24 protein-coding genes are annotated in these 22,022 nt (G+C 40.7%); 17 read left to right on the forward strand and 7 right to left on the reverse strand.

Features of this window, described 5'->3' with window-relative positions; translation table 11 throughout:
* The first annotated feature begins 42 nt into the window (after positions 1 to 42).
* The gene (locus B6K83_RS02390; protein WP_085282857.1) at positions 43 to 1,227 is read left to right on the forward strand and encodes an aspartyl/asparaginyl beta-hydroxylase domain-containing protein; all 1,185 of its coding nucleotides are present in this window, start codon (positions 43 to 45) and stop codon (positions 1,225 to 1,227) included.
* Here the strand turns inward: B6K83_RS02390 and B6K83_RS02395 are convergent.
* Positions 1,197 to 3,041: a tetratricopeptide repeat-containing sulfotransferase family protein gene (locus B6K83_RS02395; RefSeq protein WP_085282859.1), complete on the reverse strand. Its 1,845-nt coding sequence runs from the start codon at positions 3,039 to 3,041 to the stop codon at positions 1,197 to 1,199. The two genes, B6K83_RS02390 and B6K83_RS02395, sit on opposite strands and share 31 nt — an antisense overlap.
* Before the next feature lie 138 nt (positions 3,042 to 3,179).
* Here B6K83_RS02395 and B6K83_RS02400 point away from each other — a divergent pair, with 138 nt between their 5' ends.
* The 13 genes from B6K83_RS02400 (at position 3,180) to B6K83_RS02455 (ending at position 13,940) form a co-directional block, all read left to right on the forward strand.
* Positions 3,180 to 3,923: a 2OG-Fe(II) oxygenase gene (locus B6K83_RS02400; protein WP_085282861.1), complete on the forward strand. Its 744-nt coding sequence runs from the start codon at positions 3,180 to 3,182 to the stop codon at positions 3,921 to 3,923.
* Positions 3,920 to 4,612, forward strand: coding sequence for a 2OG-Fe(II) oxygenase (locus B6K83_RS02405; protein WP_085282863.1), 693 nt, complete (start codon positions 3,920 to 3,922; stop codon positions 4,610 to 4,612). Before B6K83_RS02400 ends, B6K83_RS02405 begins: the two co-directional genes overlap by 4 nt.
* 485 nt (positions 4,613 to 5,097) lie before the next feature.
* Positions 5,098 to 5,877 carry a DUF3450 domain-containing protein gene (locus B6K83_RS02410; RefSeq protein ID WP_085282865.1) on the forward strand — a complete coding sequence of 260 codons (780 nt, stop codon included), beginning with the start codon at positions 5,098 to 5,100 and terminating at the stop codon, positions 5,875 to 5,877.
* Complete coding sequence (locus B6K83_RS02415; RefSeq protein ID WP_085282867.1) at positions 5,877 to 7,220, forward strand: MotA/TolQ/ExbB proton channel family protein; 1,344 nt, start codon at positions 5,877 to 5,879, stop codon at positions 7,218 to 7,220. The genes B6K83_RS02410 and B6K83_RS02415 overlap by 1 nt, the downstream gene beginning before the upstream one ends.
* The gene (locus B6K83_RS02420) at positions 7,220 to 7,744 is read left to right on the forward strand and encodes a MotA/TolQ/ExbB proton channel family protein (RefSeq protein WP_085282869.1); all 525 of its coding nucleotides are present in this window, start codon (positions 7,220 to 7,222) and stop codon (positions 7,742 to 7,744) included. The genes B6K83_RS02415 and B6K83_RS02420 overlap by 1 nt, the downstream gene beginning before the upstream one ends.
* A gap of 12 nt (positions 7,745 to 7,756) precedes the next feature.
* Positions 7,757 to 8,158: an ExbD/TolR family protein gene (locus B6K83_RS02425; protein WP_077285343.1), complete on the forward strand. Its 402-nt coding sequence runs from the start codon at positions 7,757 to 7,759 to the stop codon at positions 8,156 to 8,158.
* A 2-nt stretch (positions 8,159 to 8,160) separates the two neighbouring features.
* Complete coding sequence (locus tag B6K83_RS02430) at positions 8,161 to 8,778, forward strand: energy transducer TonB (protein ID WP_085282871.1); 618 nt, start codon at positions 8,161 to 8,163, stop codon at positions 8,776 to 8,778.
* Between the two features lie 2 nt (positions 8,779 to 8,780).
* Entirely contained in the window at positions 8,781 to 10,040 is a 1,260-nt protein-coding gene (locus B6K83_RS02435) for a tetratricopeptide repeat protein (protein ID WP_085282873.1), read from the forward strand.
* A gap of 241 nt (positions 10,041 to 10,281) precedes the next feature.
* Positions 10,282 to 10,404: a hypothetical protein gene (locus B6K83_RS18625; RefSeq protein ID WP_269843980.1), complete on the forward strand. Its 123-nt coding sequence runs from the start codon at positions 10,282 to 10,284 to the stop codon at positions 10,402 to 10,404.
* A gap of 23 nt (positions 10,405 to 10,427) precedes the next feature.
* Positions 10,428 to 10,811, forward strand: coding sequence for a response regulator (locus B6K83_RS02440; protein WP_139175479.1), 384 nt, complete (start codon positions 10,428 to 10,430; stop codon positions 10,809 to 10,811).
* A 54-nt stretch (positions 10,812 to 10,865) separates the two neighbouring features.
* Entirely contained in the window at positions 10,866 to 11,411 is a 546-nt protein-coding gene (gene apt, locus B6K83_RS02445; RefSeq protein WP_085282877.1) for an adenine phosphoribosyltransferase, read from the forward strand.
* A gap of 9 nt (positions 11,412 to 11,420) precedes the next feature.
* Positions 11,421 to 13,547, forward strand: coding sequence for a DNA polymerase III subunit gamma/tau (dnaX, locus tag B6K83_RS02450; RefSeq protein WP_085282879.1), 2,127 nt, complete (start codon positions 11,421 to 11,423; stop codon positions 13,545 to 13,547).
* 66 nt (positions 13,548 to 13,613) lie between these two features.
* Positions 13,614 to 13,940 (forward strand): YbaB/EbfC family nucleoid-associated protein, encoded by a 327-nt coding sequence (locus tag B6K83_RS02455; protein WP_085282881.1) that lies wholly within the window; start codon positions 13,614 to 13,616, stop codon positions 13,938 to 13,940.
* A 281-nt stretch (positions 13,941 to 14,221) separates the two neighbouring features.
* Here B6K83_RS02455 and B6K83_RS02460 read toward each other — a convergent pair whose 3' ends face one another.
* A complete protein-coding gene (locus B6K83_RS02460) occupies positions 14,222 to 15,571 on the reverse strand; it encodes an L-cystine transporter (RefSeq protein WP_085282883.1) in 1,350 nt (449 codons plus the stop codon).
* Positions 15,572 to 15,835: 264 nt separating this feature from the next.
* Complete coding sequence (locus B6K83_RS02465; protein ID WP_085282884.1) at positions 15,836 to 16,609, reverse strand: tetratricopeptide repeat protein; 774 nt, start codon at positions 16,607 to 16,609, stop codon at positions 15,836 to 15,838.
* A gap of 224 nt (positions 16,610 to 16,833) precedes the next feature.
* On the opposite strand from B6K83_RS02465, the gene B6K83_RS02470 reads away from it, so the two are divergent.
* The 3 genes from B6K83_RS02470 (at position 16,834) to B6K83_RS02480 (ending at position 19,122) form a co-directional block, all read left to right on the forward strand.
* Positions 16,834 to 17,445: a DsbA family protein gene (locus B6K83_RS02470; RefSeq protein WP_085282886.1), complete on the forward strand. Its 612-nt coding sequence runs from the start codon at positions 16,834 to 16,836 to the stop codon at positions 17,443 to 17,445.
* Between the two features lie 142 nt (positions 17,446 to 17,587).
* Positions 17,588 to 18,658 carry a ketoacyl-ACP synthase III gene (locus B6K83_RS02475; RefSeq protein ID WP_085282888.1) on the forward strand — a complete coding sequence of 357 codons (1,071 nt, stop codon included), beginning with the start codon at positions 17,588 to 17,590 and terminating at the stop codon, positions 18,656 to 18,658.
* An 80-nt stretch (positions 18,659 to 18,738) separates the two neighbouring features.
* Entirely contained in the window at positions 18,739 to 19,122 is a 384-nt protein-coding gene (locus B6K83_RS02480) for an acyl-CoA thioesterase (RefSeq protein ID WP_085282890.1), read from the forward strand.
* Between the two features lie 123 nt (positions 19,123 to 19,245).
* Here the strand turns inward: B6K83_RS02480 and B6K83_RS02485 are convergent, their stop codons facing one another.
* From B6K83_RS02485 to B6K83_RS02500, 4 genes are all read right to left on the reverse strand, one after another.
* Positions 19,246 to 19,431 (reverse strand): hypothetical protein, encoded by a 186-nt coding sequence (locus B6K83_RS02485; protein WP_233143780.1) that lies wholly within the window; start codon positions 19,429 to 19,431, stop codon positions 19,246 to 19,248.
* A 148-nt stretch (positions 19,432 to 19,579) separates the two neighbouring features.
* A complete protein-coding gene (locus tag B6K83_RS02490; RefSeq protein WP_085282895.1) occupies positions 19,580 to 19,822 on the reverse strand; it encodes a hypothetical protein in 243 nt (80 codons plus the stop codon).
* A 91-nt stretch (positions 19,823 to 19,913) separates the two neighbouring features.
* Positions 19,914 to 20,894 (reverse strand): methylenetetrahydrofolate reductase, encoded by a 981-nt coding sequence (locus tag B6K83_RS02495; protein WP_085282897.1) that lies wholly within the window; start codon positions 20,892 to 20,894, stop codon positions 19,914 to 19,916.
* Between the two features lie 138 nt (positions 20,895 to 21,032).
* Positions 21,033 to 21,998 (reverse strand): tRNA-dihydrouridine synthase, encoded by a 966-nt coding sequence (locus B6K83_RS02500; RefSeq protein WP_085282899.1) that lies wholly within the window; start codon positions 21,996 to 21,998, stop codon positions 21,033 to 21,035.
* Positions 21,999 to 22,022: the final 24 nt, after the last annotated feature.

The raw sequence follows: 22,022 nt of genomic DNA on the forward strand, positions 1-22,022 counted from the left end.
GTGAGTTATGTCTAATGTCAGTTAACATTTTAGGAAAATAACATGACCACAGCTAATTTGTTGCAGCAAGCAAACCTAGCCTTTGAAGCACAAAATAATCAACGAGGCTTACAATTACTGCGCGAGTACACGGCTATTAATGGACAAGATGTCGAGCAGTTATATCGGCTTGCAGTTATCGAAGAGCAGATAGGTCTTGAAAATAATGCTGCGCAAGCATATTTAAAATGTATCGCTCTTGATGAAAACTTTATTGAAGCCTATCTATATGCGGGTTATTTCTTTCAGCAGCGCGGTGAACTAGAAAAAGCACTCGCCTTATACTCGCTTGGTCAGGACCGTGATGCACGATTAACTTTATTATATCAACATGAAAGCATCGCTTACCCAACTCGACTAAGATCACATGCCGCGCACCTTGCACTTTGCGATCACTTTACCCAGTTACACAGTCAAAGCATCAAGAGCAATAATAACAGCGATAAAATTGCCGCCGCTATCTGGCCGCAGACCCATAATCAAGGCTTCAATTACCCAAGTAAGCAACAACAACCACACTTATTTTATATTCCAAGCCTTACCGCCAAAGGCATTCATGATGCTAGCGACTTTGCTTGGAGTAAAACATTAGAGGCACACTTTGAAGATTTAAGTGCTGAATTTTCAAACCTACAGGCGTTAATTAAAACTCACGGAGTGCCTTACTTAGCAAAAGGCAACTATATTGAGGGCTTTGAGGCATTAACAGGCTCGAAAAACTGGACTGCGCTTAACCTCTATAAAGATGGTGTTGCTAACGAAAAGTTACTTGCAAAAATGCCAAAAACCGCAAAAATGCTCGCACAATTGCCACTGTACAAAATGAATGATAACCCTTATGAAGTGTTTTTTTCTTTACTGAAACCGGGCCAACATATCACGCCACATTTTGGTCAGTCTAACCATAGCTTGACAGTGCATCTACCGATTATTGTGCCCAAGGGTGGCTATTTGACGGTAGCAGGAGAAAATATTGCTTGGCAAGTGGGCAAAGTAATCGTTTTCGATGACTCTTTTGAACATGAAGCGATTAACCCAACCGATGAAGACCGTGTGGTGCTAATTTTTTCAATTTGGCACCCTGAGCTTTCAGCAACCGAGCAGGAAGATATTTTGGCGAGTTTTCATGCTCGTGCACAGTGGTTGGAAAATCGGCATCAATACTTGTCGCCGGCAAGCTCCGCATAATAGCGTTTAAAATCTGCTAATTCTTGCTGGTAATGACGAGAGAAGTTTTGCTTTTTGGTATTTATTGGCTGCCTAACTTGCAACTCACTAAATGTAAAACTGTTGGCAAGTTTGGTGTGAAAATTTAGGTAGTCATCGTGCCATGTTAGCCCACAAAACTTGAAAATACGCTGACCCTGAGCGCTCGGCTCAAGCGTAAGTTGGTTGTAATCTACATCAATAACTTGCTGTGGAAATTTCTCACGCCAAAAGTCCATAAGTTGGTTAGCGTGGTATATGGCGTGAGCAATAGTTTTTAAATTTGCGGCGTAATTGTGATGTGGCGCAAAAGGCTGAGAAAAAATTGATAAGGCAAGATCTTCAGGTGTGCGCCTCATTTGAATAACCTTTACCTGCTTAAATATTGCTAATATGGCGCCAACAAAACGAAAATTATGTGGCATTTTATCCACCACAATATCAGCATTAAGCGCTGTTTTTTCAACGTAATTACGATGAAACTCTTGACCATGCTGCTGAAAAAAGCACTCCCAGTTGGTCGCTAACTTATCTTGCTGGGCATTTATCTTGTTTTCGATAAATAAGGCTAAAGCTTCATTCTCACCACTACTTTGAATATTCGGATGTTGAGCAAAAATACGATCCATTAAAGTGGTGCCTGAACGCGGCATACCGACAATAAACAGGTTGCGGGGTGTTTCGCTGGTATCGGGTTGCAACGTACTAAATACTTGCTTTAAAAATAAGTTGTGCGCTTTGGCTTGTTGGAAATTATAACTAAGGTTTTGCTCAGAAATAATTTGCTCTTGCATCATATTTGCTTTATCAAAACAAGCAAATGCTAAGCGGTATTGCGCTAACTTTTCATAGGCTTTCGCTAGCGTAAAGAGGTTTTGCTGGTTTTCATAATTATTGCTAATGGTGTCTGTTAATAGGTGAGCTAATTGTGTTGTTACTTGTTGGTCTTGGTTAGCAAACTCTTGCTTAGCGCCCCAGGCAATATAACTGTAAGGATTGATTGTAAGCGCTTGCTCCGCAGCCTTTAATGCCTGAGCCTTATTACCCTCGAACCTACAAACACGAATTTCAATTTCATAGCGAGTTAAGCTGACATCATTAAGGGCAATTGCTTTGTTAAGTTGGCTACGCGCCTGGTCTATATCACGAGCAAGAATATACAAATCAGCAAACTTCAAATAATGGTGGCTGTCGGCTTTAACCAACTGTAAAAACGCCGTGAAAGCTGTGATCGCCTCATCGTAACGTCTTAACTTTGCCAAGCAAATAGCAAGGTTATTTTGCACATCGGCTTTATTGTGCGATGTTTCACTTAAGCTTTGCCAGCTTTCTAATGCCTTAATCCAGTTTTCATTTTGCATATGCGCCTTTGCAATGATAACTTTTGTTTGCTGATTTGCCTTGTTCGCTTTACTGGTAATTTCGAGGGCTAAGGTAGGCTGCGCTATTGACAGTGCTAAGTGCGCGAAGGCATTTAATATATAATTGTCATTGGGTAAATGAGCACTAATTGTTGCAATTACTTGGCTTGCTTCTGTATTTTTATTCGCCGCTTTTAAACACATGGCGTAGTTTAGCGTGATATCGATAGCGAATGGCTCTTGTTGCAATGCTTGGTTAAAAAGCGTTATTGCTAAGTCATATTTTTTGATTTGTGTATATAAGGTTGCTAAACCAAATGTAGCATCATTACTCTTAAAACGCTGTAAAATGGCTTTGTAAGCACGTTCAGCTTCTAAGTAATGTCCTTGTTGGTGAGCGGTTTCGGCTATTTTTAGAGATTCACTTAACGTCATAAAGGTATTATTTTTTGCTATTTAAGCCAGTGCTTTATCCAGTGTATGAAATGGATTGAAGCTGGTTATTTAATATATGCGTGAGATAATACAGTAAAACTTGCAGCTAATAAATCACCGCCTAACCTTGAGGAATAAATGAAATTATCATTAAATGAACCGAATAACATCAGCAAGCTTAAGCAAGATTATCTCGCACACGGTTATGTACAATTGCAGCATGCTTTATCAGCTGATAGCGCTAATTTAATATCTGAAAAACTTGCAACGCAAAAACAATGGAACCTTGTGTACAGGCGCAATGGTTGCCATCAAGATTTAAATAGCGTTGAGGTTGCAACTTGGTCATCCGAGCATAAAAATAACCTTTTAAAATTAGTGCATAGCAATGCAGACAATAGCTTTCAATACTTTTACGAAACGATTCCAATTTATGATATTTATTACGATAAATTATTGCCGGGACATTTTTTTAATGACATCGTTGAGTTTTTAAATAGTGAGCCAACACTTAACTTATTTCGAACCCTGCTTAATGCGCCAGAAATCAATTTTGCCGATGCACAAATTACCCGTTTTAGTGCCGGGCATTTTTTAAATCGACACAATGATGATGTACCAGGCAAAAACCGCGTGGCCGCCTTTGTGATTAATTTAACAAAAGAGTGGCGCGCAGATTGGGGTGGGGCATTACAGTTATTGACGAATGATCTAGATATTAAGAAAAGCTTTATGCCAACATTTAATGATATCAATATTTTTAAAGTGCCAGTAGAGCACTTGGTGACTTATGTTCCACCATACACGCCGGTTGCAAGACTATCGATTACTGGCTGGCTTAGAAGTGGCGTAAACCCTAAAGATAACAAAGGACAAGCATGACAATTCAAGCAAATAATATAGGTAATATTGACGAGTTAGCAGCTGAATTTGAACGCCAAGGTGTTGTGAGAGTATTTAACTTCCTAGAGCAAAATAGCCTTAAAACCTTGGCTAACGCAATTGAGCAGCCTGGCCATTATGACAATGCTTTTTATTTAGATGGGCAAAATAAACAAGCCAGTGATGCCGAGATTAAAAAACTTCCTGTTGCTACTCAGCAACAGCTATTTAAAAATATCCATAGTATCGCAGCCAAGGGCGCAGGCTTTTTATATGGCCGTCATAAAATAGAAAATCATTCACCCCGTGAATTTAAAGCCGTTTTGCAGCTATTAAATTCAGATAATGTACTTGCAAATATTCGCGCCATAACAAATCAAACGCAATTACGATTCGCTGATGGTCAAGCGACGCGATATCGCCGTGGCGACTTTTTAACGCGACATATTGATAATATTCCAGGAGAGACTCGACGCATAGCATATGTACTTGGTGTAACACCAGGTTGGCATCCTGATTGGGGGGGGCTATTACAGTTTTTTGAACAAGATGGTACGCCAACGCAAGCATGGTCACCCAGCTTTAACTCCTTGACCTTATTTGATGTCAACAAGGTGCATTCGGTGACCTATGTAACGCCATTTGCGGAAAAAAACAGGTACTCAGTTACTGGGTGGTTTAGAAGTTAACCTTAATATGAAGTACTGCGAAATGTCCTATACTTGGCTAAGTTAGCTTGATTAATTACTATGTGTGATCGCATCAGGTAATACAGATTAGTAGATTTAATTGGCAGAAGCTGTACGTTTTAAAAGCAAATTTATAAAATAAAACCGCATTTGAATAATTATATTTGACTTACTACGAAAGAGTTAGTAAAACATAGGCAGCATATATTTTTACAATTAAGAGGATGTTTGTAACAAAAAATAACCGAATAATATATCTCGTTAACGAAATATCTTATTCAAATCACGTTACTAAATAAAGTTTACTTCATTGACGAGAAATGAATTAAACTGTCTTTTTAATGTACCTAGTTGACAGTTAGGCTGTCGTCTGGGAATATTGCATGGTTTTATTCTAGAGAAATTAAAACTTAAAATGGCAGATTATTAAATTTGCGTTAACAATAAGCTTGTTATCAAAATTCAATAGCAATTGGTTGGGAACTATGTCCAAATTAAGCAAGAAAAGCCTTATCGCATCGACGATAATCGGCGCACTAGCATTTTCAGCAAGCAACTTCGCGGCTGCAGATGCGCTAACAAAACTACAAAAAGCGGAAGCTCAAATCATTAAAGCTTCGAGTAAGTCACAAAGCAAAATCGACAATATTTACGAGCAAACGCAAGAACTTCTTGCTGAATACCGTAATACGGTTGATGAAGCAGACGTACTTAGAGGTTATAACGATCATGTGCAACTTATGGTTGACGATCAAAAAGCCAACATTAAGTCATTGCAAGATCAAATTGCGGGTATCGACAAAACCAAGCAAGGTGTTGTGCCGTTAATGTACAAAATGATCGATACCTTAGAAAAGTTTGTTGACCTTGATGTTCCTATGAACATTGATGCACGTAAAGAGCGTATCGCTGCGTTACGTGATGTAATGGGTGACTCAGACGTTTCAGTTTCTGAACAGTTTCGTTTAGTACTTGAAGCTTATGAGATTGAAGCTAATTACGGCACCATATTCGGTGTGTATCAAGGTGAGCTTGACTTAGGTGATCGCACCATCACTGCTGACTTTGTTCATATGGGACGTATTTCATTTGTTGCTCAATCTCTTGACATGAAAAATGCTTGGGTTTGGAACAATGAACAGCGCGCGTGGGAAGCTTTAGGTGACGAATACTTGAAACCTGTTACTGACGCCGTTCGTATGGCTCGTAAGCAACTTCCACTTGATCTAGCTAAACTACCAGTATTTGCGGCAGGAGCAAAATAATGAAAAAAGTTATTAATTTTGTATTACTTGCTGCTTCAATGACAGTAGCGGCATCAGCATCGGCGAATCAATTAGATGACTTGTTAAAGCAAGTTAAAAACGATCGTATTTCAGAAGCTAAAATTGATAAACAACGTGAAGCTGAGTTTTTATCAGCGCGTGCTGACAAGCAAGCGTTATTAAACAAAGCGAAAAAAGAATTAGCAGACCAGCAAGCACGTAACAAGCGTTTAACTAAAGAGTATGCTGATAACGAAATTACCTTAGCGCAAAAAGAAGTTGAACTTAGCAACGCGCAAGGCACTTTAGGTGAAATGTTCGGTGTAAGCCGTGCAGCAGCAGCAAATGCCTATGGCTCTATTGCGACATCTATCGTATCAGCAGAATACCCTGGTCGTGGTGAAGTACTAAACGTTATTGCTAACTCTAAAGCGATTCCAAAGCTTGAACAACTTGAAGAGTTATGGTTTGCATTGCAAACTGAAATGACACAATCAGGTGAAATTTCTAAGTTTACGACTGAAGTGACTAACTTAGATGGTTCAAAGTCTACAGAAACTGTAGTACGAGTTGGTACGTTCAACTTAGTGTCTGAAAATGGTTACTTAAACTACAATGATGAAGTTGGTCAAGTTCAGCCGTTAGCTAAGCAACCTGCTGGTTACATTGCCGGTGCAGCTGCGTCATTCTTCGGCGAAACTTCTGGTTATTCACCGTTATACGTTGATCCATCTCGTGGTGCTATCTTAACGCTAGAAACGCGTAAGAAAACCTTGATGGAATTCTACCATGAAGGTAAAGAAGTTGGTTATGCCATCACAGTATTGCTTATCATTGGTGTGTTAATCGCTATTGAGCGTATGATTGTTCTTGGCAGCATGAGTGCGAAAATCAAGGCACAAACGAAGAACCTTGATCAACCAAACGAAAACAACCCACTGGGTCGTTTATTAAAAGTTTACTTTGATAATAAATCAGTTGATGCAGAAACGCTTGAACTGAAACTTGACGAAGCTATTCTGCGAGAAACACCTAAAGTTGACCGTGGTATTAACTTAATCAAGATGTTTGCAGCCATTGCACCGTTGATGGGTCTATTAGGTACGGTTATCGGTATGATCATGACCTTCCAAACGATTACACTTTTCGGTACAGGTGATCCGAAAATTATGGCGGGTAACATCTCTCTAGCTCTTGTAACTACTGCTTTAGGTCTGATTTGTGCATTACCACTAATCTTAATCCACAGTGTTGTTGCAGGTAAGAGTAAGTCTGTACTTCAGAAATTAGACGAGCAAAGCGCTGGTTTAATTGCTGCGATTGCAGAGAAGGAGTCTAAATAATGTTATTCCTGATAGAGCTTTGGGAATCTGTCAGGAGTTTTATTGCGACTGGCGGTAACGTACTATACGTTGTTGCCTTCGCACTCTTATTGATGTGGATAATGATGATAGAGCGCTATTGGTTCTTATCAAAAGTATACCCAAAAATGAAAAACGATATCGTTGGACGTTGGGATGCAAGAGAAGATACAACTTCTTGGTATGCACATCGAATTAGAGATACTTGGATCTCCGAAGCGACAGAATTACTAGAGCAACGTATGCTCACAATTAGAACCTTGGTGGCAATGTGTCCACTAATTGGTTTACTCGGTACCGTAACCGGCATGATCGGGGTGTTTGAAGTAATGGCACAACAAGGTACTGGTAACCCGCGTCTGATGGCGTCTGGTATATCAATGGCAACAATTCCGACTATGGCGGGTATGGTTGCTGCATTATCAGGGGTGTTTTTCAGTTCAAGGTTAGACGCTAAAGTTAAACTAGCAAAGGCTAAACTGATTGACAGTTTACCTCATCACTAGAGAGATATTCGAATGGCACGTAAACGTATTCGTGAAGACGAAGAAGCAGCAATAGATATGACGCCGATGCTTGACATCGTATTCATCATGTTGATTTTCTTCATCGTAACTACTTCTTTTGTTAAAGAAGCTGGTATTGAAGTTAATAAACCCAAAGCGGCAAATCAATCTAAACAAAAGTCAGCTAACATCTTTATTGCAGTTAAAGATAACGGTGAAATTTGGTTAGACAAACGTCGTGTAGATGTTGAACGCGTAGCAGCCAACATTGAAAAATTATTGGCTGAGCAACCAACCGATGTTGTAATCATTCAAGCAGACAAAGACGCTAAACACGGTGTCGTTGTTAAAGTAATGGATGCAATCAAAGAAGCGGGCATAGACAGAATTTCTATCGCTGCAGCTAAGGGGTAGATATGGTTCGCTTTTTAGTATCTATACTACTAGGCGCGGCAGTAACATTTGCTTTGTTTTCTTTTATGGCGTTTCTTGTTTCTAGCGGTGATAGAAACAAAGAAGAACCATTAGAGAATATTATTGTAGAAGTTAACACTACGCCTCCAAAGTCAGCAGCAGAACGCCGTCAACGCGTTCCGCCGCCGCCACCGCCGCCGCCTAAAACGCCACCTAAGCCTCAAGCTCCAGAGCCTGAGACAAGCAATACTTCAGGTGGGTTAACGTTTAATATGCCGGGTGTGCAACTGGCTGGTGCAAATGCTGGAATTTCAGCTCCAGGTGCTGGTTTTGGTCGAGACGGAGATGCAACACCGATAGTTCGAATTGAGCCTAAGTATCCGATACAAGCAGCTCGAGACGGTAAAGAAGGATGGGTAAGACTATCATTTACTATCAATGAGATTGGTGGTGTTGAAGATGTTGATGTTATCGAAGCACAGCCTAAACGTATCTTTGATAAAGAAGCAAAACGCGCGTTACGTAAATGGAAATACAAGCCTAAAGTTGTTGATGGCAAAGCTATGAGACAAGAAGGTTTAACGGTGCAACTTGACTTTAAAATGGACGGGGGGAATTAATAATGCATAAGATAATTTCATCTTTACTGTTAATTGTTTCAGTTATTTTAATACAGTTGCCAATAGCTGCAGACGCATCTGCAGCTAGCGCTGAAAAGTCTGAAAAGCCAAAGCGTAAAACACAATTGGTTGGGCCTGCAGTCGGTAAAAAAGTCGGTAAAGCATTTGAGCTTTATTCAGCTGATGATATTCCTGGGGCGCTTGCGCTGCTGTTAGATATCGAAGCGAAAAAAGACTACGACAAAGCCTATGTGTCTCGCTTTATCGCAGTGATGTATGCAACGTTAGGTAATGAGGAAGCAAAAGCGATTGAGTATTTAAAAGCTGCTGTTGAACCTGATATTCTTAACGAAGCTGATCACGGTGAATCTATAAAGTTACTAGCGGATCTTCAAATGCAAACTAAGCGTTATGAAGAAGCACTGGTTAATTATAAAGCGTGGATGGACTTTACTGGTAAGTCAGATGGTGATACTTGGACTAAGATAGCCAATGCTTATTATGCGCTTAAACAATTAGATAAAATGATTGTTCCTGCGGATAATGCAATTGCGGCTTACGGTGACAAGCACAACAAGAACCCTTATATTTTGAAAGTAACCTCGTATTACGAGCGCAAAAAATATAGAGAAGCAGTTGATACGCTTGAAACGGTTATCCAGATATTTCCAGAGGATAAAACCTGGTGGACTCAGCTTGGTATGTTCTACCTGCTAGTTGAAGATTATAAAAAAGCACTAGAAACTCTAGTACTGGCTTATAAACAGGGTTTCCTAGAGAAAGAATCTGAAATCAAAACCTTAGCGAGCTTGTACTCTCAAAATGCGGTGCCTTATAAAGCAGCGGTATTATTAGAGAAGCACATCGACTCAGGTCTGGTAAAACGTGATGACAAAAACTTATCATCTTTAGCAAATGCTTGGCATGCTGCGCAACATATTGACAAAGCCGCTAAGTATTATGGTGAACTCGCTAAAATGACTAACTCAGCTAAGCATTACAGCAAGCAGGGTATGTTATTAAAGCAAGATGAGCAGTTTAAAGCCGCAATTGTTGCGTTAAATAAAGCGTTAGAGCTTGGTGTTAAAGATGAAGGTAAACTGCATATGAGTATTGCAGAATCTCACTTTTATCTAGAACAGTATAAGCAAGCTTATAAAGCGATTAATTTAGCAATGAAAGACCCTAAAACCCGTAAATCGGCGAAGGGTTGGGTAGGCTTTATTAAAGATACAGCACAACGTAAGAACGTATCGCTATAACCTGTTTTGTAAACTAAACAAGTATTTAGTAAAAACCAGCTTAATTGTTAAGCTGGTTTTTTTATGCTTTTAATTCAGTAATAAACTTTCTTCAACATTGCTCGATTAGCAGCAAACTTTCACTATTACGATAAAATAATAAGTAACTAAAGGGCTTACTTGATTTAGGTCAAATAATGCTACCTTTAATGGCTAATTTAGTCTACAATCCGCGCCGTTTAGTCAATTAATAGGTATCATTATGTCAGAAGAAAACTTTAAAGATAGCTCGTCACTAGTTCACCTATTTTGCGCAGTTGTTGTTCTGTTCGCGGCACCTTTATTGCCAATGTTGGCGGGTTGGTATACCATGCTAGCCAATTAAACTTGCAAGAGTTTATAAATAAAATGAATATTTTAGTAGTTGACGATAAAGCAATCGTTATCGATAAGCTCAGCGGTCTGTTGTCAGCATCAGGCTATGCAGTTGCAAGTGCCATTAATGGCCTTGATGCCTCAGAAAAGTTACAGCAGGCAGATTATGACTTACTGATTGTTGATCACCTCATGCCAATAATGGACGGTATTCAACTAGTAAAAAACCTGCGCCAAAATGAAAAATATAACCATACACCGATTATATTTATGACCACGCAAGGACAAGATTCAGTCAAGCAGTTATGCAATATTGATATGTTTACAGCTGTTATTGATAAGCCGATTGATGAGCAAAAATTATTAGATTTAGTTACTAGCTTAGAATCTGCAAATAGTCGCTATCAGTCACTATAAATTCCTCAAGATTTGCTTTATTCTGTTACTAAATTTTATTTTGACCTTGAGCAAATGACAGAAACAGAAATTAAACAGCTTAAATCCGCAATTCACACCATCCCAGACTACCCTAAAGCCGGTATTATGTTTCGGGATATCACAGGAATTTTGGATGACGCTGAAGCATTCAAGCTGACCATAGAAATTTTAGCTAATAAATATAAGGCTGCAGGTTACACCAAAATAGTGGGTACTGAAGCTCGTGGCTTTCTTTTTGGCGCACCATTAGCCTTCGCTATGGGTATTGGCTTTGTACCAGTAAGAAAGCCTGGTAAGTTGCCTAGAGCGACATACGCGCAAGACTATCAACTTGAGTATGGTCATGACACTCTAGAAATTCATCAAGATGCTTTAACCGTTACAGATAAAGTATTAATTCTAGATGATTTACTCGCAACCGGTGGCACAATAGAAGCTACCACTAAGCTGATCCGACGTATTGGTGCGACCGTTACCGACGCTGCATTTGTTATCTCGTTACCAGATTTAGGTGGTGAGCGAAAACTTGAAGATATAGGCTTGTCTGTCTTCTCTTTACTGCAGTATGCAGGTGATTAAGGCGACGTAATGAGTTATCAGGTTTTAGCAAGAAAGTGGCGACCTAAGTCGTTTCAAGAATTAGTCGGCCAGGAGCATGTTGTTACTGTTTTAGTTAATGCACTAACACAGCAGCGCTTGCATCACGCTTATTTATTTACCGGTACCCGCGGTGTTGGTAAAACCACTATTGCGAGAATCTTTGCTAAAAGCCTGAATTGCCAACAAGGGATAACGGCAACGCCTTGTGGCAGTTGTGATGCCTGTGTTGATATTGACCAAGGTAAATTTGTCGATCTATTAGAAATTGATGCCGCGTCACGCACTAAAGTCGATGATACCCGTGAAATACTTGATAATGTGCAATATGCGCCAACGCGCGGTCGATATAAAGTGTACTTGATAGATGAAGTGCATATGCTATCGCGTAGTAGCTTTAATGCCTTATTAAAGACCTTAGAAGAGCCGCCTGAGCACGTTAAGTTTATTCTCGCCACAACTGATCCGCAAAAACTGCCTGTAACCGTGTTATCTCGCTGTTTACAGTTTCACCTAAAAGCACTTACGCTAAAGCAGATTAGCGATAAAATTAGCGAAATTCTCCGTAATGAAGCGGTAACATTTGAAGATGAAGCGATTGCGCTTTTGGCTAAGGCCGCTCGCGGAAGTATGCGTGATTGCTTAAGCCTGACTGATCAAAGTATTGCGCAGGGTAATGGCAACATTGCTCGAACAGACGTACAACAAATGTTGGGCGGTGTTGATAGAGATTGGGTTTTTCAAATTTTAATCGCCTTGCTAAAGCAAGATGCAGCGGGCTTAATGCATTTGTCCCTAAATATCGCATCCTATGCACCAAACTATAGCCAACTGTCAGCAGAGTTAATGCAATTGCTGCATCAAATCGCCATGGCCCAAGTGGTTGATAGCGATTTCTCTCTCCCCCCTGACCAACAGCAACTATTAGCACGTTTTTGTCAATTAATGTCACCAGAAGACGTGCAGCTTTATTATCAAATTGTTTTAGCGGCGCGAAAAGACTTACCTTATGTTGACGATGAGCAAGCCGCGTTTGATATGATGCTTTTAAGGTTACTTGCCTTTAAACCAATAAGCCATAGTGGCGAATTGGCCAATACGACTAGCGAACACAGTTCAGCAGATCAAAAGTTGGGGCTAGATGATTTAACGACGACGCCATTATCTGCAAATAAATCTGCAAAAAATTCAGCACCCGTTGAAACGACGCAAGACAGTGCTTTAAAACATGAACAGCCCATTGTAACCCAGCATAATCAGCCTGATATCGATAGCTCTGCGCAGGCCAAGCAAAGCGAAGAGCTACAAGCAAATGAGCAGGAAAGTGCTGAAAGCAGCGAGAGTGTATTAAATACAGAGCCAACATCAACGCCTAACGTGAACCTAGCAAACTTGCCCGAAAGTGAAGCAAAGCCAGCGCCAGATAACGCTATAACAAGTGCGCCATTAACGCATGACAAAGTAGAGAAAACTGAGTCAACAGTTGCCGCTGCAATTGCAACGCGCAATATGCTGCGCAGCCGAAAAAAGTCGATGGAGAAAGCTGGAAAAAAGTCTAGCGGCGCTGTCACGCGTCTACCATCGAGCTCAGAAAAGCCTGAACCAGATTTTACGACGGCTGAAGCCGTCGCCAATAGTAGCTCATCGCAAGCTGCCAGTGTCGCTGAGTTACCTGATTTACCACAACAGCCTTATAGTGAAGACGCCATTGATCCCGCAAAGATTAAACTAGCGAACCAAGTGGATAAATGGGCGCACATGATAGATAGCATGTCATTGGTGGCTCGCTTACGGCAATTGGCAATACATGCAACGATCGATGAAAAGTCGACGGATGATTTATTGATATTACAGTTAGATCAATCGATCAGGCACTTAAATAGTGACGCCGCTCATAAGCAATTAGAAGCGCAAATATCTCAATATCTACAACGCAAAGTCACAGTAGAATTAAATATCGTCGAAAAAACCGTGGCTGATCCATATCAGATCCAAGCGGATATCAATGCTAAGCGCTATGAGTATGCAAAACAAGTACTCGCTGAAGACGACATAGTGCAGGCACTACAACAGCATTTTCAAGCTGAGCTCGATCAAGAAACCATAGTAGCGCGATAATCGTTACTTGAAATTTTAGCCGTTAAGCACTATCTTTGGCGGCATATTACATGTGGAGTAAAACTTATGATGAAAGGTGGCATGGGCAACTTAATGAAACAAGCCCAACAAATGCAAGCAAAAATGGCCAAAGCGCAAGAAGAGCTTGCCAACATGGAAGTAGTAGGTGAAGCGGGTGCAGGTATGGTAAAAGTTACTATGACAGGCAACCATAATGTGCGCCGCGTAGCAATTGATGATAGTTTAATGGAAGATGACAAGGACATGCTTGAAGACTTAATTGCTGCGGCAATGAATGACGCAGTACGTCGCGTTGAAGAGCAAAACAAAGAAAAAATGGGTGCCTTAACCGGCGGCATGCAGATGCCGCCAGGCATGAAAATGCCGTTTTAAATTTGAACCCCTAAAAAATAGCGCCCTCTGGCGCTATTTTTTTGCTTACACTTTAATCATTTAGTCACAGGTATTGGTTGTAAAGCAGCTTTAATACCCTAAATATACAGATGCTTGCAGGCGGCAAGCATAATGTTTGGCAACAATGATTACTGCTTAAAAGTAAGCACTCACCTTAGCGTTTACCTAGTTATGTCTATAACTGAATTTGTCTGGTAATAAAAATAGGCTAAGAGTAGTTGAGAGTATGTCAGCAGCAACTGCTTGAACAAAATATGGCGTTATGGCAGTGCAGGTCCTTTCATTATTTTGTTAGTGATCACACCAGAAACCATAGCGCCAGACACATTTAATGCGGTGCGAGCCATATCAATTAACGGTTCTATTGAAATGAGCAGCGCGACAATTTCTATGGGTAAGCCCATAGTGGGTAGCACCACCAAGGCCGCAAAGGTAGCACCGCCGCCGACACCGGCAATACCAAAAGAGCTCACAACCACTATGCCAATTAAGGGTAATAAAAACTCGATAGTCATCGGGTCAATACCTACACTAGGGGCAACCATCATGGCAAGCATGGCAGGGTAGATCCCTGCACAACCATTTTGACCGATAGTAACGCCAAAAGACGCGGATAAATTAGCAATGGCAGGGGGAACTTTTAGTTGATTTATTTGCACATCAATATTCATGGGCATAGTTGCCGCTGAGCTGCGAGAGCTGAACGCAAACGTCATTACCGGCCAAATTTTACTAAAGTAAGTTTTTGGGTTAACACCCGCTACGGTTAATAATAAGCCGTGCACGATAAACATAATTAAAATGGCGACATACGAGGCGACAATAAAGGTCAGCAAATTAAAAATATCGCTAGCATTAGCGTTTGCCACGACATTGGCCATCAATGCAGCCACGCCATAAGGCGTTATCGCAATAACCATTTTAACCAAACTCATGATTATCTTTTGCAATGCGTTTACACCAGTACGAATAGGATCAGCCAGTTCTTGTTGTTCACGCATCACTTGACGAGCTGCGAGCCCTACTAGAATACCAAATATAACCACGGCAATGATTGAACTTGGTCGGGCATTTGTTAAGTCGGCAAAGGGGTTTTCTGGTATAAAACTCAGCAGCATTTTTGGCACAGTCCAGTCAGCGATAACCGTAGCTTTATTGTTGATGGTTGCCATTTCTGCTGATTCTCGTGTACCGGCAACAAGACCTGAGATATTTAAGTCAAAACCGTAGGTTACGGCGATGCCGACCAGCGCTGACAAAGCCGTGGTCAATAGCAAAATTGCAATACTCAGCGTTGAAATTTTGCCAAGTGAGCCTTGATTTTCAAGCTTAACTACAGCCGCAATCATAAACACCAGTACCAGTGGCATGATCACCATTTTTAGCAGCCCAACATAACCTTTACCTACCAAGGACACCCAGCTTAAAACCTGATCGGTTATTGAGTTTTGCTCAGGAAATAATAGCTGTAAAAATAAGCCAAAAAAACTACCTAACACCAAACCAAATAAGGTAGTGCGTGATAAGGTTTTACTTTTTTGTGAAAATAGATAGATGGCAAATAATAAGCCAGCAAATAATGCTAACATTAAAGATACAGCGAACGACATGTGTCCTCTTTTTGGAAACTATGATTTAACGCTGCACTCTAACTTATTGAACCAAGTTAAGATAATATGCTTGTGCTATGAGATAGAAGAAATAGCTATGCATGGATAACAATTAATAACAACTCGCACAGCTAAAGGTACTAGTTGTTAGTCAGAGGCATGCAAGTGGCCGATAGCTACATTGACCAAGTCTTGACCAAGATATTTATTATCCTTGATGTTAATTGGCACTACCGTGCGTCAATGAAGAAGAAACACTTGGCTTTATCTTTGGCTTACCCAAATACTGTCTTTCATTTCATTTAGCGATTTTTGATTACAGGCGACGCTTTGATCGCAGCTAATATTGGGTAGCCTTGTACCTGTTGACCTGATGCGCTTTCTAAACCCAGCTAACATGCTATCTAATACCGAGTTTCTATGCATGCCGGTGACAGTGATAACTTCTATATTTTCATCATCTGTGCCAGCTGATTTGAAGGTTTCTATTGGACTTGCTGCAAGTGCTTTATGCAATAGAGGCAGGTTTTCTGCACTAAAGGTGTCAGTGTTTTGCATCCGCTCAAGCCAGTCGACGGTATGTTTAGGGTGCGCTTCATAGACCATAGTTAACCAGATATCTGCTTGGCTAAACTGTTGGCGAGTAAAGTAATTTTTACCTAATAGAAAAGCTGCATTAGGTTGACCTTTTCTTGATGCTCGTTTTAGCCATTTTTCTGCTTGGTCAAAGTCATAAAGCTGCTGGTCGCTAAGCAATAGCATACCAGCACGGTATTCAGCCTCACGGAGTCCACGCATAGCGGCTTTTTTATAAAAGTTGAGCGCTCTTGCATTGTCAATCTCAGTACCAAATCCGTATTGAAAAAACTTACCTAAGTTAAACATGGCATTTTTGTGACCGCGATGAGCGGCTTTTTTAAAAGACTTGAAATAGCTAACGCACTCACTCGTCATGCACTTGGAGATATTTACCGCCAATACATTAAATGAAAAAACTAGTGCTAGAATGGTGATTGATTTCACAATTATCGAAGGCATACCATTTCCTTATTACTACGTTTTTGGTTGATTAATAATCAACATAGCGGATGAAACAATAAACTACAATGCTTTTCGTAGTTTCTAGGCAAGCGATAAAAACAGAGCTTGTGTCATGTTATTCGAAAGTTAAATCAAGCTATGGTATTGTTTATAAATTGATTTTAGCTTTAAATACTTACGGTTAATACCGACATCATGCTATTAATTGGGGCAAAGAGGTCATTATGAAAGCGCGTTTATATTATATCTACGATCCTATGTGTAGTTGGTGTTGGGGATATGCCCCTACTTGGCAGCGCTTACAAAAAGAGCTCGCTACTGAGGTTGAGATCATTTATCAACTTGGCGGCCTAGCCAAAGACAGTGATGAATTAATGCCGGTGGCAATGCAAAAGTTTCTTCAGCAAACTTGGCGAACAATCGCCCAGCAGCTTGGCACCGCTTTCAATTTTGACTTTTGGCAACGTTGTCAACCTAGGCGCTCTACCTACCCAGCATGTCGAGCGGCATTAATTGCCAGAGCTGAGGGCAAAGAGCAAGCAATGTTAGCGGCAATTCAAGAAGCCTATTATTTGCAGGCAAAAAATCCTTCTAATATCGATACATTGCATGCATTGGCGTTACGCCTGGGATTAAACGGTGATGACTTTATGCGGCAAATGACCTGCCCACAACTTGACCAAAAATTACAACGAGAGATTGCCAAGGTTAGCGCTATGCCGATCAGCGGCTTTCCGTCTTTAGTGCTATCAAAAAACCATGTCTATAGCCCGATAACCCTTGATTATCACAATTGGCGTACAAGTTATCAGCAAATCAAGGCGCAAATTTAGCATTCTTAACTTTGATGTCTAATAACGATAAAAAATATTGTAATTAGCGCTTAAAAGCACACTTTTTTGTAGTAAGATATCGCGATAAAACAAGCATTTTTTTGTATTTTAACTGCAAAGTTACCGCAGAATAAGGTTCACTATGACATACGCAGCAATCACCGGTTGGGGCAAATGCCTGCCACCAGCAAAGCTAAGCAATGACGATTTAGCAACATTTCTTGACACCGATGACCAATGGATCACCAGTCGAACCGGTATGAAAGAGCGCAGAATATCTCATGTTTCGGTGAGCGAATTAGCATATGTTGCCTGCGCACGCGCTATAGCGGCGGCCGGTAAAACGGCTAAAGATGTCGACTTGATTGTTTTTGGCAGCACAACCTTTGACGAGCTTTGCCCAAATGCAGCGTCTAACGTGCAACGTTTGTTAGGTGCTGACAATGCCGCGTGTATGGATGTTAGTACTGCCTGTACCGGCGGTATGTATAGTCTAAGCGTTGCTACAGCCATGATTAAAAGTGGTGTTGTAAAGTCAGCCTTGGTTATTGGTGCGGAAACCATTTCGCCGATCATGGATTGGACTAATCGCGATGTGGCAGTACTTTTTGGTGATGGTGCCGCAGCACTGTATTTAGAAGCCAGTACTGAGGAGACAGGTGTTATAACACAAGCGTTAGGTTGTTATGGCGAGTCGAGAGATATTCTTTCCGTTGAAGGCTGGGGTTTGAAATATGCGAATAAAGGTCGCATGCTTGGTCAAAGTAACTGGGCATTTTTAGGACAAGAGATCTTTAAAAAAGCGGTTGCTGGTATGGCGCAAGCTTGTGAAAAGGCTCTGGCGCAGGCGCAGTTAGATGCTGAGCAAATTAGCAGTGTAGTGCCACACCAAGCAAACTTACGCATTATTGATACCTTGGTTAAACGTTTGAAAATGGACAAAGACAAGGTGTTTGTCAATATTCACAAGTACGGCAATATGTCAGCAGCAACGACGTTAGTAGCCTTGGTTGAAGCGATAGAAGAGGGCTTTATTGCTAAGCAATCTTATGTGTTACTACCGGCATTTGGCGGTGGCTTAACCTGGAGTGCCCATGTAATCAAATGGGGTGACAGAAGCCATGCGTTATCAACATCTGAGGTACAACTGCCAGATTGTCCGGACACTGGACTAGCGCTTGTTAAAGCGATCATGGCGGCTAAATCTGTATAAAGCTTAGAGTTTTATTCACATTGTCAGCTGAGTCGATTTTGCTTGGCTGATTATTCCACAGACTTATAATAAGGATAGCTATGCGCTTTCTATCTCGTCGGCTTATTTTGCCGAATGACTTAAATTATGCGAACTCATTATTTGGCGGACGGGCACTGGCTTGGATCGATGAAGAAGCGGCGATTTATGCCATTTGCCAGCTAGAGACCAACTGTTTAGTTACTAAGCATATTGGTGCGATTAATTTTGAATCTCCAGCCCAACAAGGTGATGTTGTTGAATTTGGTTTGAGTACCAAAGCAGTGGGGAAAACGTCAATTACCATTACCTGTATGATGCGTAACAAAGTCACCAAAAAAACCATCTGTCTAGCGGATGATATTGTTTTTGTTCAAGTTGACCCTGACACTAAAAAGCCGATCCCGCATGGCAAAACACTCGCTTCGTTAACGGATAACTTTTAGCTTGCTGCGGCAAGCTATCAGTTGTCATTAAAATCAAGAAACCAGAGCTTAGTTTACTGTTTGCTTTTTTGGTTTTGACTTAAAGCTTTAAACAGACGGCGTAGCACCATATGTTTAAGTTGTTTATTCTTCTGTCAAATATTGCTGGTAGCCTTTAATAGCAAAGTAACGAATCGACTTTTTCAGGATCACTCTTTTTGAAATTAGCTGTTGGTTGCGAAATATTTTAACTACTTGCTTGTCGCCATTAACATCACTTTCGATGTCATGCAGGGGATTAAGCCGTAGGTTGTCAAATTCAGTTCTCATGATTAATTTCATTGTATATATCGCGGTAGTTAAAGGGTAAAAGCGCGGAACTAGTTTTAGCTAAATGTTTAGCGATAAGGTTAAGGCGATCCGTAGTCGTAAAACCCTGCGTACCCTTTGCTTAAAACTTATCAGCCGTTTCTGACCTTTATAATTTGTTTATTTCTTTGCTAACGTCATAACCTTCGTCAGTCACTATTTTTTCTAACACTTGCATACGTTGCTCTAGCGTTTGAATTTGTTGTTTCATGGAGATAACTTGTTCGCTATGCAGGCTATTGTGATTTAACGTTTTTTCTTTAAACTCTAAATGCTTTTTATACATGTCAAATATCACGCCAAAGCCAACTGAAATAAAAACAATTGCCACCACCATTGCAGTTCCCGACATAAGCTATTTCCTCAAAAAGTTGTAATAATCATATGATTAAGTGCGATTCGTTTACCATTAAGCATAGCGTATTTAGCTGATATGCAAAGCGTTAATCTTGATTAGCAAGTGCACCGAGCTCTTGCTTGGCCAGATAGTTGTCCATGGTTGAGCGTAATAATTTATACAGTAAAATTGAGCCATCAATTTCTTCTTTACGGTTGGTTAAACTTTCAATGTTTAAGCCCAGCGGTAATTGGTAAGGTAGTACAGCGTCAAGAATTTGAACTAAAGTGTTAGTGCAAATTCTAATGGACTCATACAAAGGGTGCTTAGCATTTAAAATGCGCAAGCTGGTGGCTTCAGGCACGCTGACACCAAGCCATTCAATAAATTCTAAAGTTTTTTCACTGCCACAGGGCGAAAAGGTCAAAATAATCCGTTGCGGTTTGATACCTTGTTGCTGGCATTCAATGGCATACCGGGTCAACATGTCTATGGTGGCTTGCGCATTATAAATGGCTTGTGAAATAAAGAAGTTGCAACCCTGCTGGTGCTTTTCAATTAACTTAGCATGTTCATTACGTTTATTGGCATGGCGCTCAGCTATGGTAATGCCGCCAATGAAAAAGTCATTATCATTGGCAACAAGTGCTTGATAAGCGTCTCCTAACGGTAAGCTAATCGTATTCTTATTAGACGGACTGCCAACGAGTACAATGTCGCGCACGCCATATTTGTGCCAAGCGTCATTTGCCCACTGGTTAAAGTCGGCGTTATTTGATTGCACCACGCTTTTATAAGTGATAACAGGTCGTTTCGACTTTTCATTTAAAAGCGATGAATAGAGCCTAGGATCGTGAGTCGATTTAAATGGAAATGGGCGCGGCTTTGAAGTACGAGAGTCTTCATCTTGAATGTCATAAACAATTAAGCCATCAAAGTCGATATCGCTAACGCGTTCAAGCAGTTTATCTGCGATGGCTGAAACTTGGGCTATAGGCGTGTCACTTTTAGGTGGCGTAGTGCCAATAAAATATACGCCGCGATTGACGTCATTATATCGCGCTCTTAATTCTGAACCGTTTTTCACTGTTACTGCTTCTTGTTAATTGCTTTGTGGGGCAATTATCTTACCTTGTTGACAATTAAAAATCAGCGCTCAGTTAATAATTATTTTCACCCGTTTATAGTAATTAAACATAACTCAGCTGCCGCTAATTTAGCTTGCTTATTGGTGCGTGAATACGTCAATTTGCTGCAGGATTTCGGTTTTATTTTTTAGCAGTTTGATGGCGTCAAATAGCGCTTGTGCTTGTGGGTATTGTAATCTTAGGTAACGAAGCCATTGCTTTAAACGACTGCTAAAGTAAAAGCTTTTATCGCCTTGAAGCTCAAGTGCACTATAACGTTTTAGTAAAGCTGCTAGCTCAGTCCACGGCATAGGTACTTGATTAAATTTAATGACATTAGCTAAGTTAGGTAAAGCTAATGCGCCGCGACCTAACATTAGGTTTGCGGTTTGACTTTGCTTGATGCAGGTTTTGGCATCTTGAAGACTCCAGATCTCTCCGTTTGCAAATATTTCAAGTGTATACTTGTTCGCAATTTCGCCAATAAAGTGCCAATAAGCCGGGGGGCGATAGCCGTCTTGTTTAGTGCGGGCATGAATGGTCAGTTGATTTACTTTTGCAGACTCAATGGCACTGACAATTTCGTCCAGTTTTGAAGCATCATTAAAACCGAGTCTGATTTTGGCGGATAAGGTATATTCAGCGCCAATAGCGTTTCGAATACTGGATAATATTTGATAAATTTTTTCTGGCTCGTTAAGTAGTATCGCGCCGCCTTTACTTTTGTTGACGGTTTTTGCCGGGCAGCCAAAATTTACATCAATACCGTGAGAGCCTAACGCTAGCGCTCTAACGGCATTTTCTGCCATCCAATTAGGCTCTTGACCAAGCAACTGCATGCGTAATTTAGTACCACTTTCGGTATAGCAATTAGTGGCGATTTCTGGGCAAATTTTGCGAAACACATGTTTAGGCACCAGTGAGTCAACGACGCGAACAAACTCAGTGACGCAGAAGTCATATTGATTTAAAGAGGTTAATAGCTGGCGCATTAACGCATCAGCCACCCCTTCCATCGGCGCTAAAATTACTTTTTTTACTTGTGTCTCAATTGCGGTTTGCATCTTTGGCTAGCGATTATGTTGGTG

Source organism: Colwellia chukchiensis, from assembly GCF_002104455.1.
Classification (GTDB): domain Bacteria; phylum Pseudomonadota; class Gammaproteobacteria; order Enterobacterales; family Alteromonadaceae; genus Cognaticolwellia; species Cognaticolwellia chukchiensis.

What these genes read in the sequence shown, in the direction of transcription:
- B6K83_RS02390 (WP_085282857.1), top strand. Translation starts at nt 43, where the DNA reads ATGACCACAGCTAATTTGTTGCAGCAAGCAAACCTAGCCTTTGAAGCA.
- B6K83_RS02395 (WP_085282859.1), bottom strand. Translation starts at nt 3,041, where the DNA reads ATGACGTTAAGTGAATCTCTAAAAATAGCCGAAACCGCTCACCAACAA.
- B6K83_RS02400 (WP_085282861.1), top strand. Translation starts at nt 3,180, where the DNA reads ATGAAATTATCATTAAATGAACCGAATAACATCAGCAAGCTTAAGCAA.
- B6K83_RS02405 (WP_085282863.1), top strand. Translation starts at nt 3,920, where the DNA reads ATGACAATTCAAGCAAATAATATAGGTAATATTGACGAGTTAGCAGCT.
- B6K83_RS02410 (WP_085282865.1), top strand. Translation starts at nt 5,098, where the DNA reads ATGTCCAAATTAAGCAAGAAAAGCCTTATCGCATCGACGATAATCGGC.
- B6K83_RS02415 (WP_085282867.1), top strand. Translation starts at nt 5,877, where the DNA reads ATGAAAAAAGTTATTAATTTTGTATTACTTGCTGCTTCAATGACAGTA.
- B6K83_RS02420 (WP_085282869.1), top strand. Translation starts at nt 7,220, where the DNA reads ATGTTATTCCTGATAGAGCTTTGGGAATCTGTCAGGAGTTTTATTGCG.
- B6K83_RS02425 (WP_077285343.1), top strand. Translation starts at nt 7,757, where the DNA reads ATGGCACGTAAACGTATTCGTGAAGACGAAGAAGCAGCAATAGATATG.
- B6K83_RS02430 (WP_085282871.1), top strand. Translation starts at nt 8,161, where the DNA reads ATGGTTCGCTTTTTAGTATCTATACTACTAGGCGCGGCAGTAACATTT.
- B6K83_RS02435 (WP_085282873.1), top strand. Translation starts at nt 8,781, where the DNA reads ATGCATAAGATAATTTCATCTTTACTGTTAATTGTTTCAGTTATTTTA.
- B6K83_RS18625 (WP_269843980.1), top strand. Translation starts at nt 10,282, where the DNA reads ATGTCAGAAGAAAACTTTAAAGATAGCTCGTCACTAGTTCACCTATTT.
- B6K83_RS02440 (WP_139175479.1), top strand. Translation starts at nt 10,428, where the DNA reads ATGAATATTTTAGTAGTTGACGATAAAGCAATCGTTATCGATAAGCTC.
- apt (WP_085282877.1), top strand. Translation starts at nt 10,866, where the DNA reads ATGACAGAAACAGAAATTAAACAGCTTAAATCCGCAATTCACACCATC.
- dnaX (WP_085282879.1), top strand. Translation starts at nt 11,421, where the DNA reads ATGAGTTATCAGGTTTTAGCAAGAAAGTGGCGACCTAAGTCGTTTCAA.
- B6K83_RS02455 (WP_085282881.1), top strand. Translation starts at nt 13,614, where the DNA reads ATGATGAAAGGTGGCATGGGCAACTTAATGAAACAAGCCCAACAAATG.
- B6K83_RS02460 (WP_085282883.1), bottom strand. Translation starts at nt 15,571, where the DNA reads ATGTCGTTCGCTGTATCTTTAATGTTAGCATTATTTGCTGGCTTATTA.
- B6K83_RS02465 (WP_085282884.1), bottom strand. Translation starts at nt 16,609, where the DNA reads ATGCCTTCGATAATTGTGAAATCAATCACCATTCTAGCACTAGTTTTT.
- B6K83_RS02475 (WP_085282888.1), top strand. Translation starts at nt 17,588, where the DNA reads ATGACATACGCAGCAATCACCGGTTGGGGCAAATGCCTGCCACCAGCA.
- B6K83_RS02480 (WP_085282890.1), top strand. Translation starts at nt 18,739, where the DNA reads ATGCGCTTTCTATCTCGTCGGCTTATTTTGCCGAATGACTTAAATTAT.
- B6K83_RS02485 (WP_233143780.1), bottom strand. Translation starts at nt 19,431, where the DNA reads ATGAGAACTGAATTTGACAACCTACGGCTTAATCCCCTGCATGACATC.
- B6K83_RS02490 (WP_085282895.1), bottom strand. Translation starts at nt 19,822, where the DNA reads ATGTCGGGAACTGCAATGGTGGTGGCAATTGTTTTTATTTCAGTTGGC.
- B6K83_RS02500 (WP_085282899.1), bottom strand. Translation starts at nt 21,998, where the DNA reads ATGCAAACCGCAATTGAGACACAAGTAAAAAAAGTAATTTTAGCGCCG.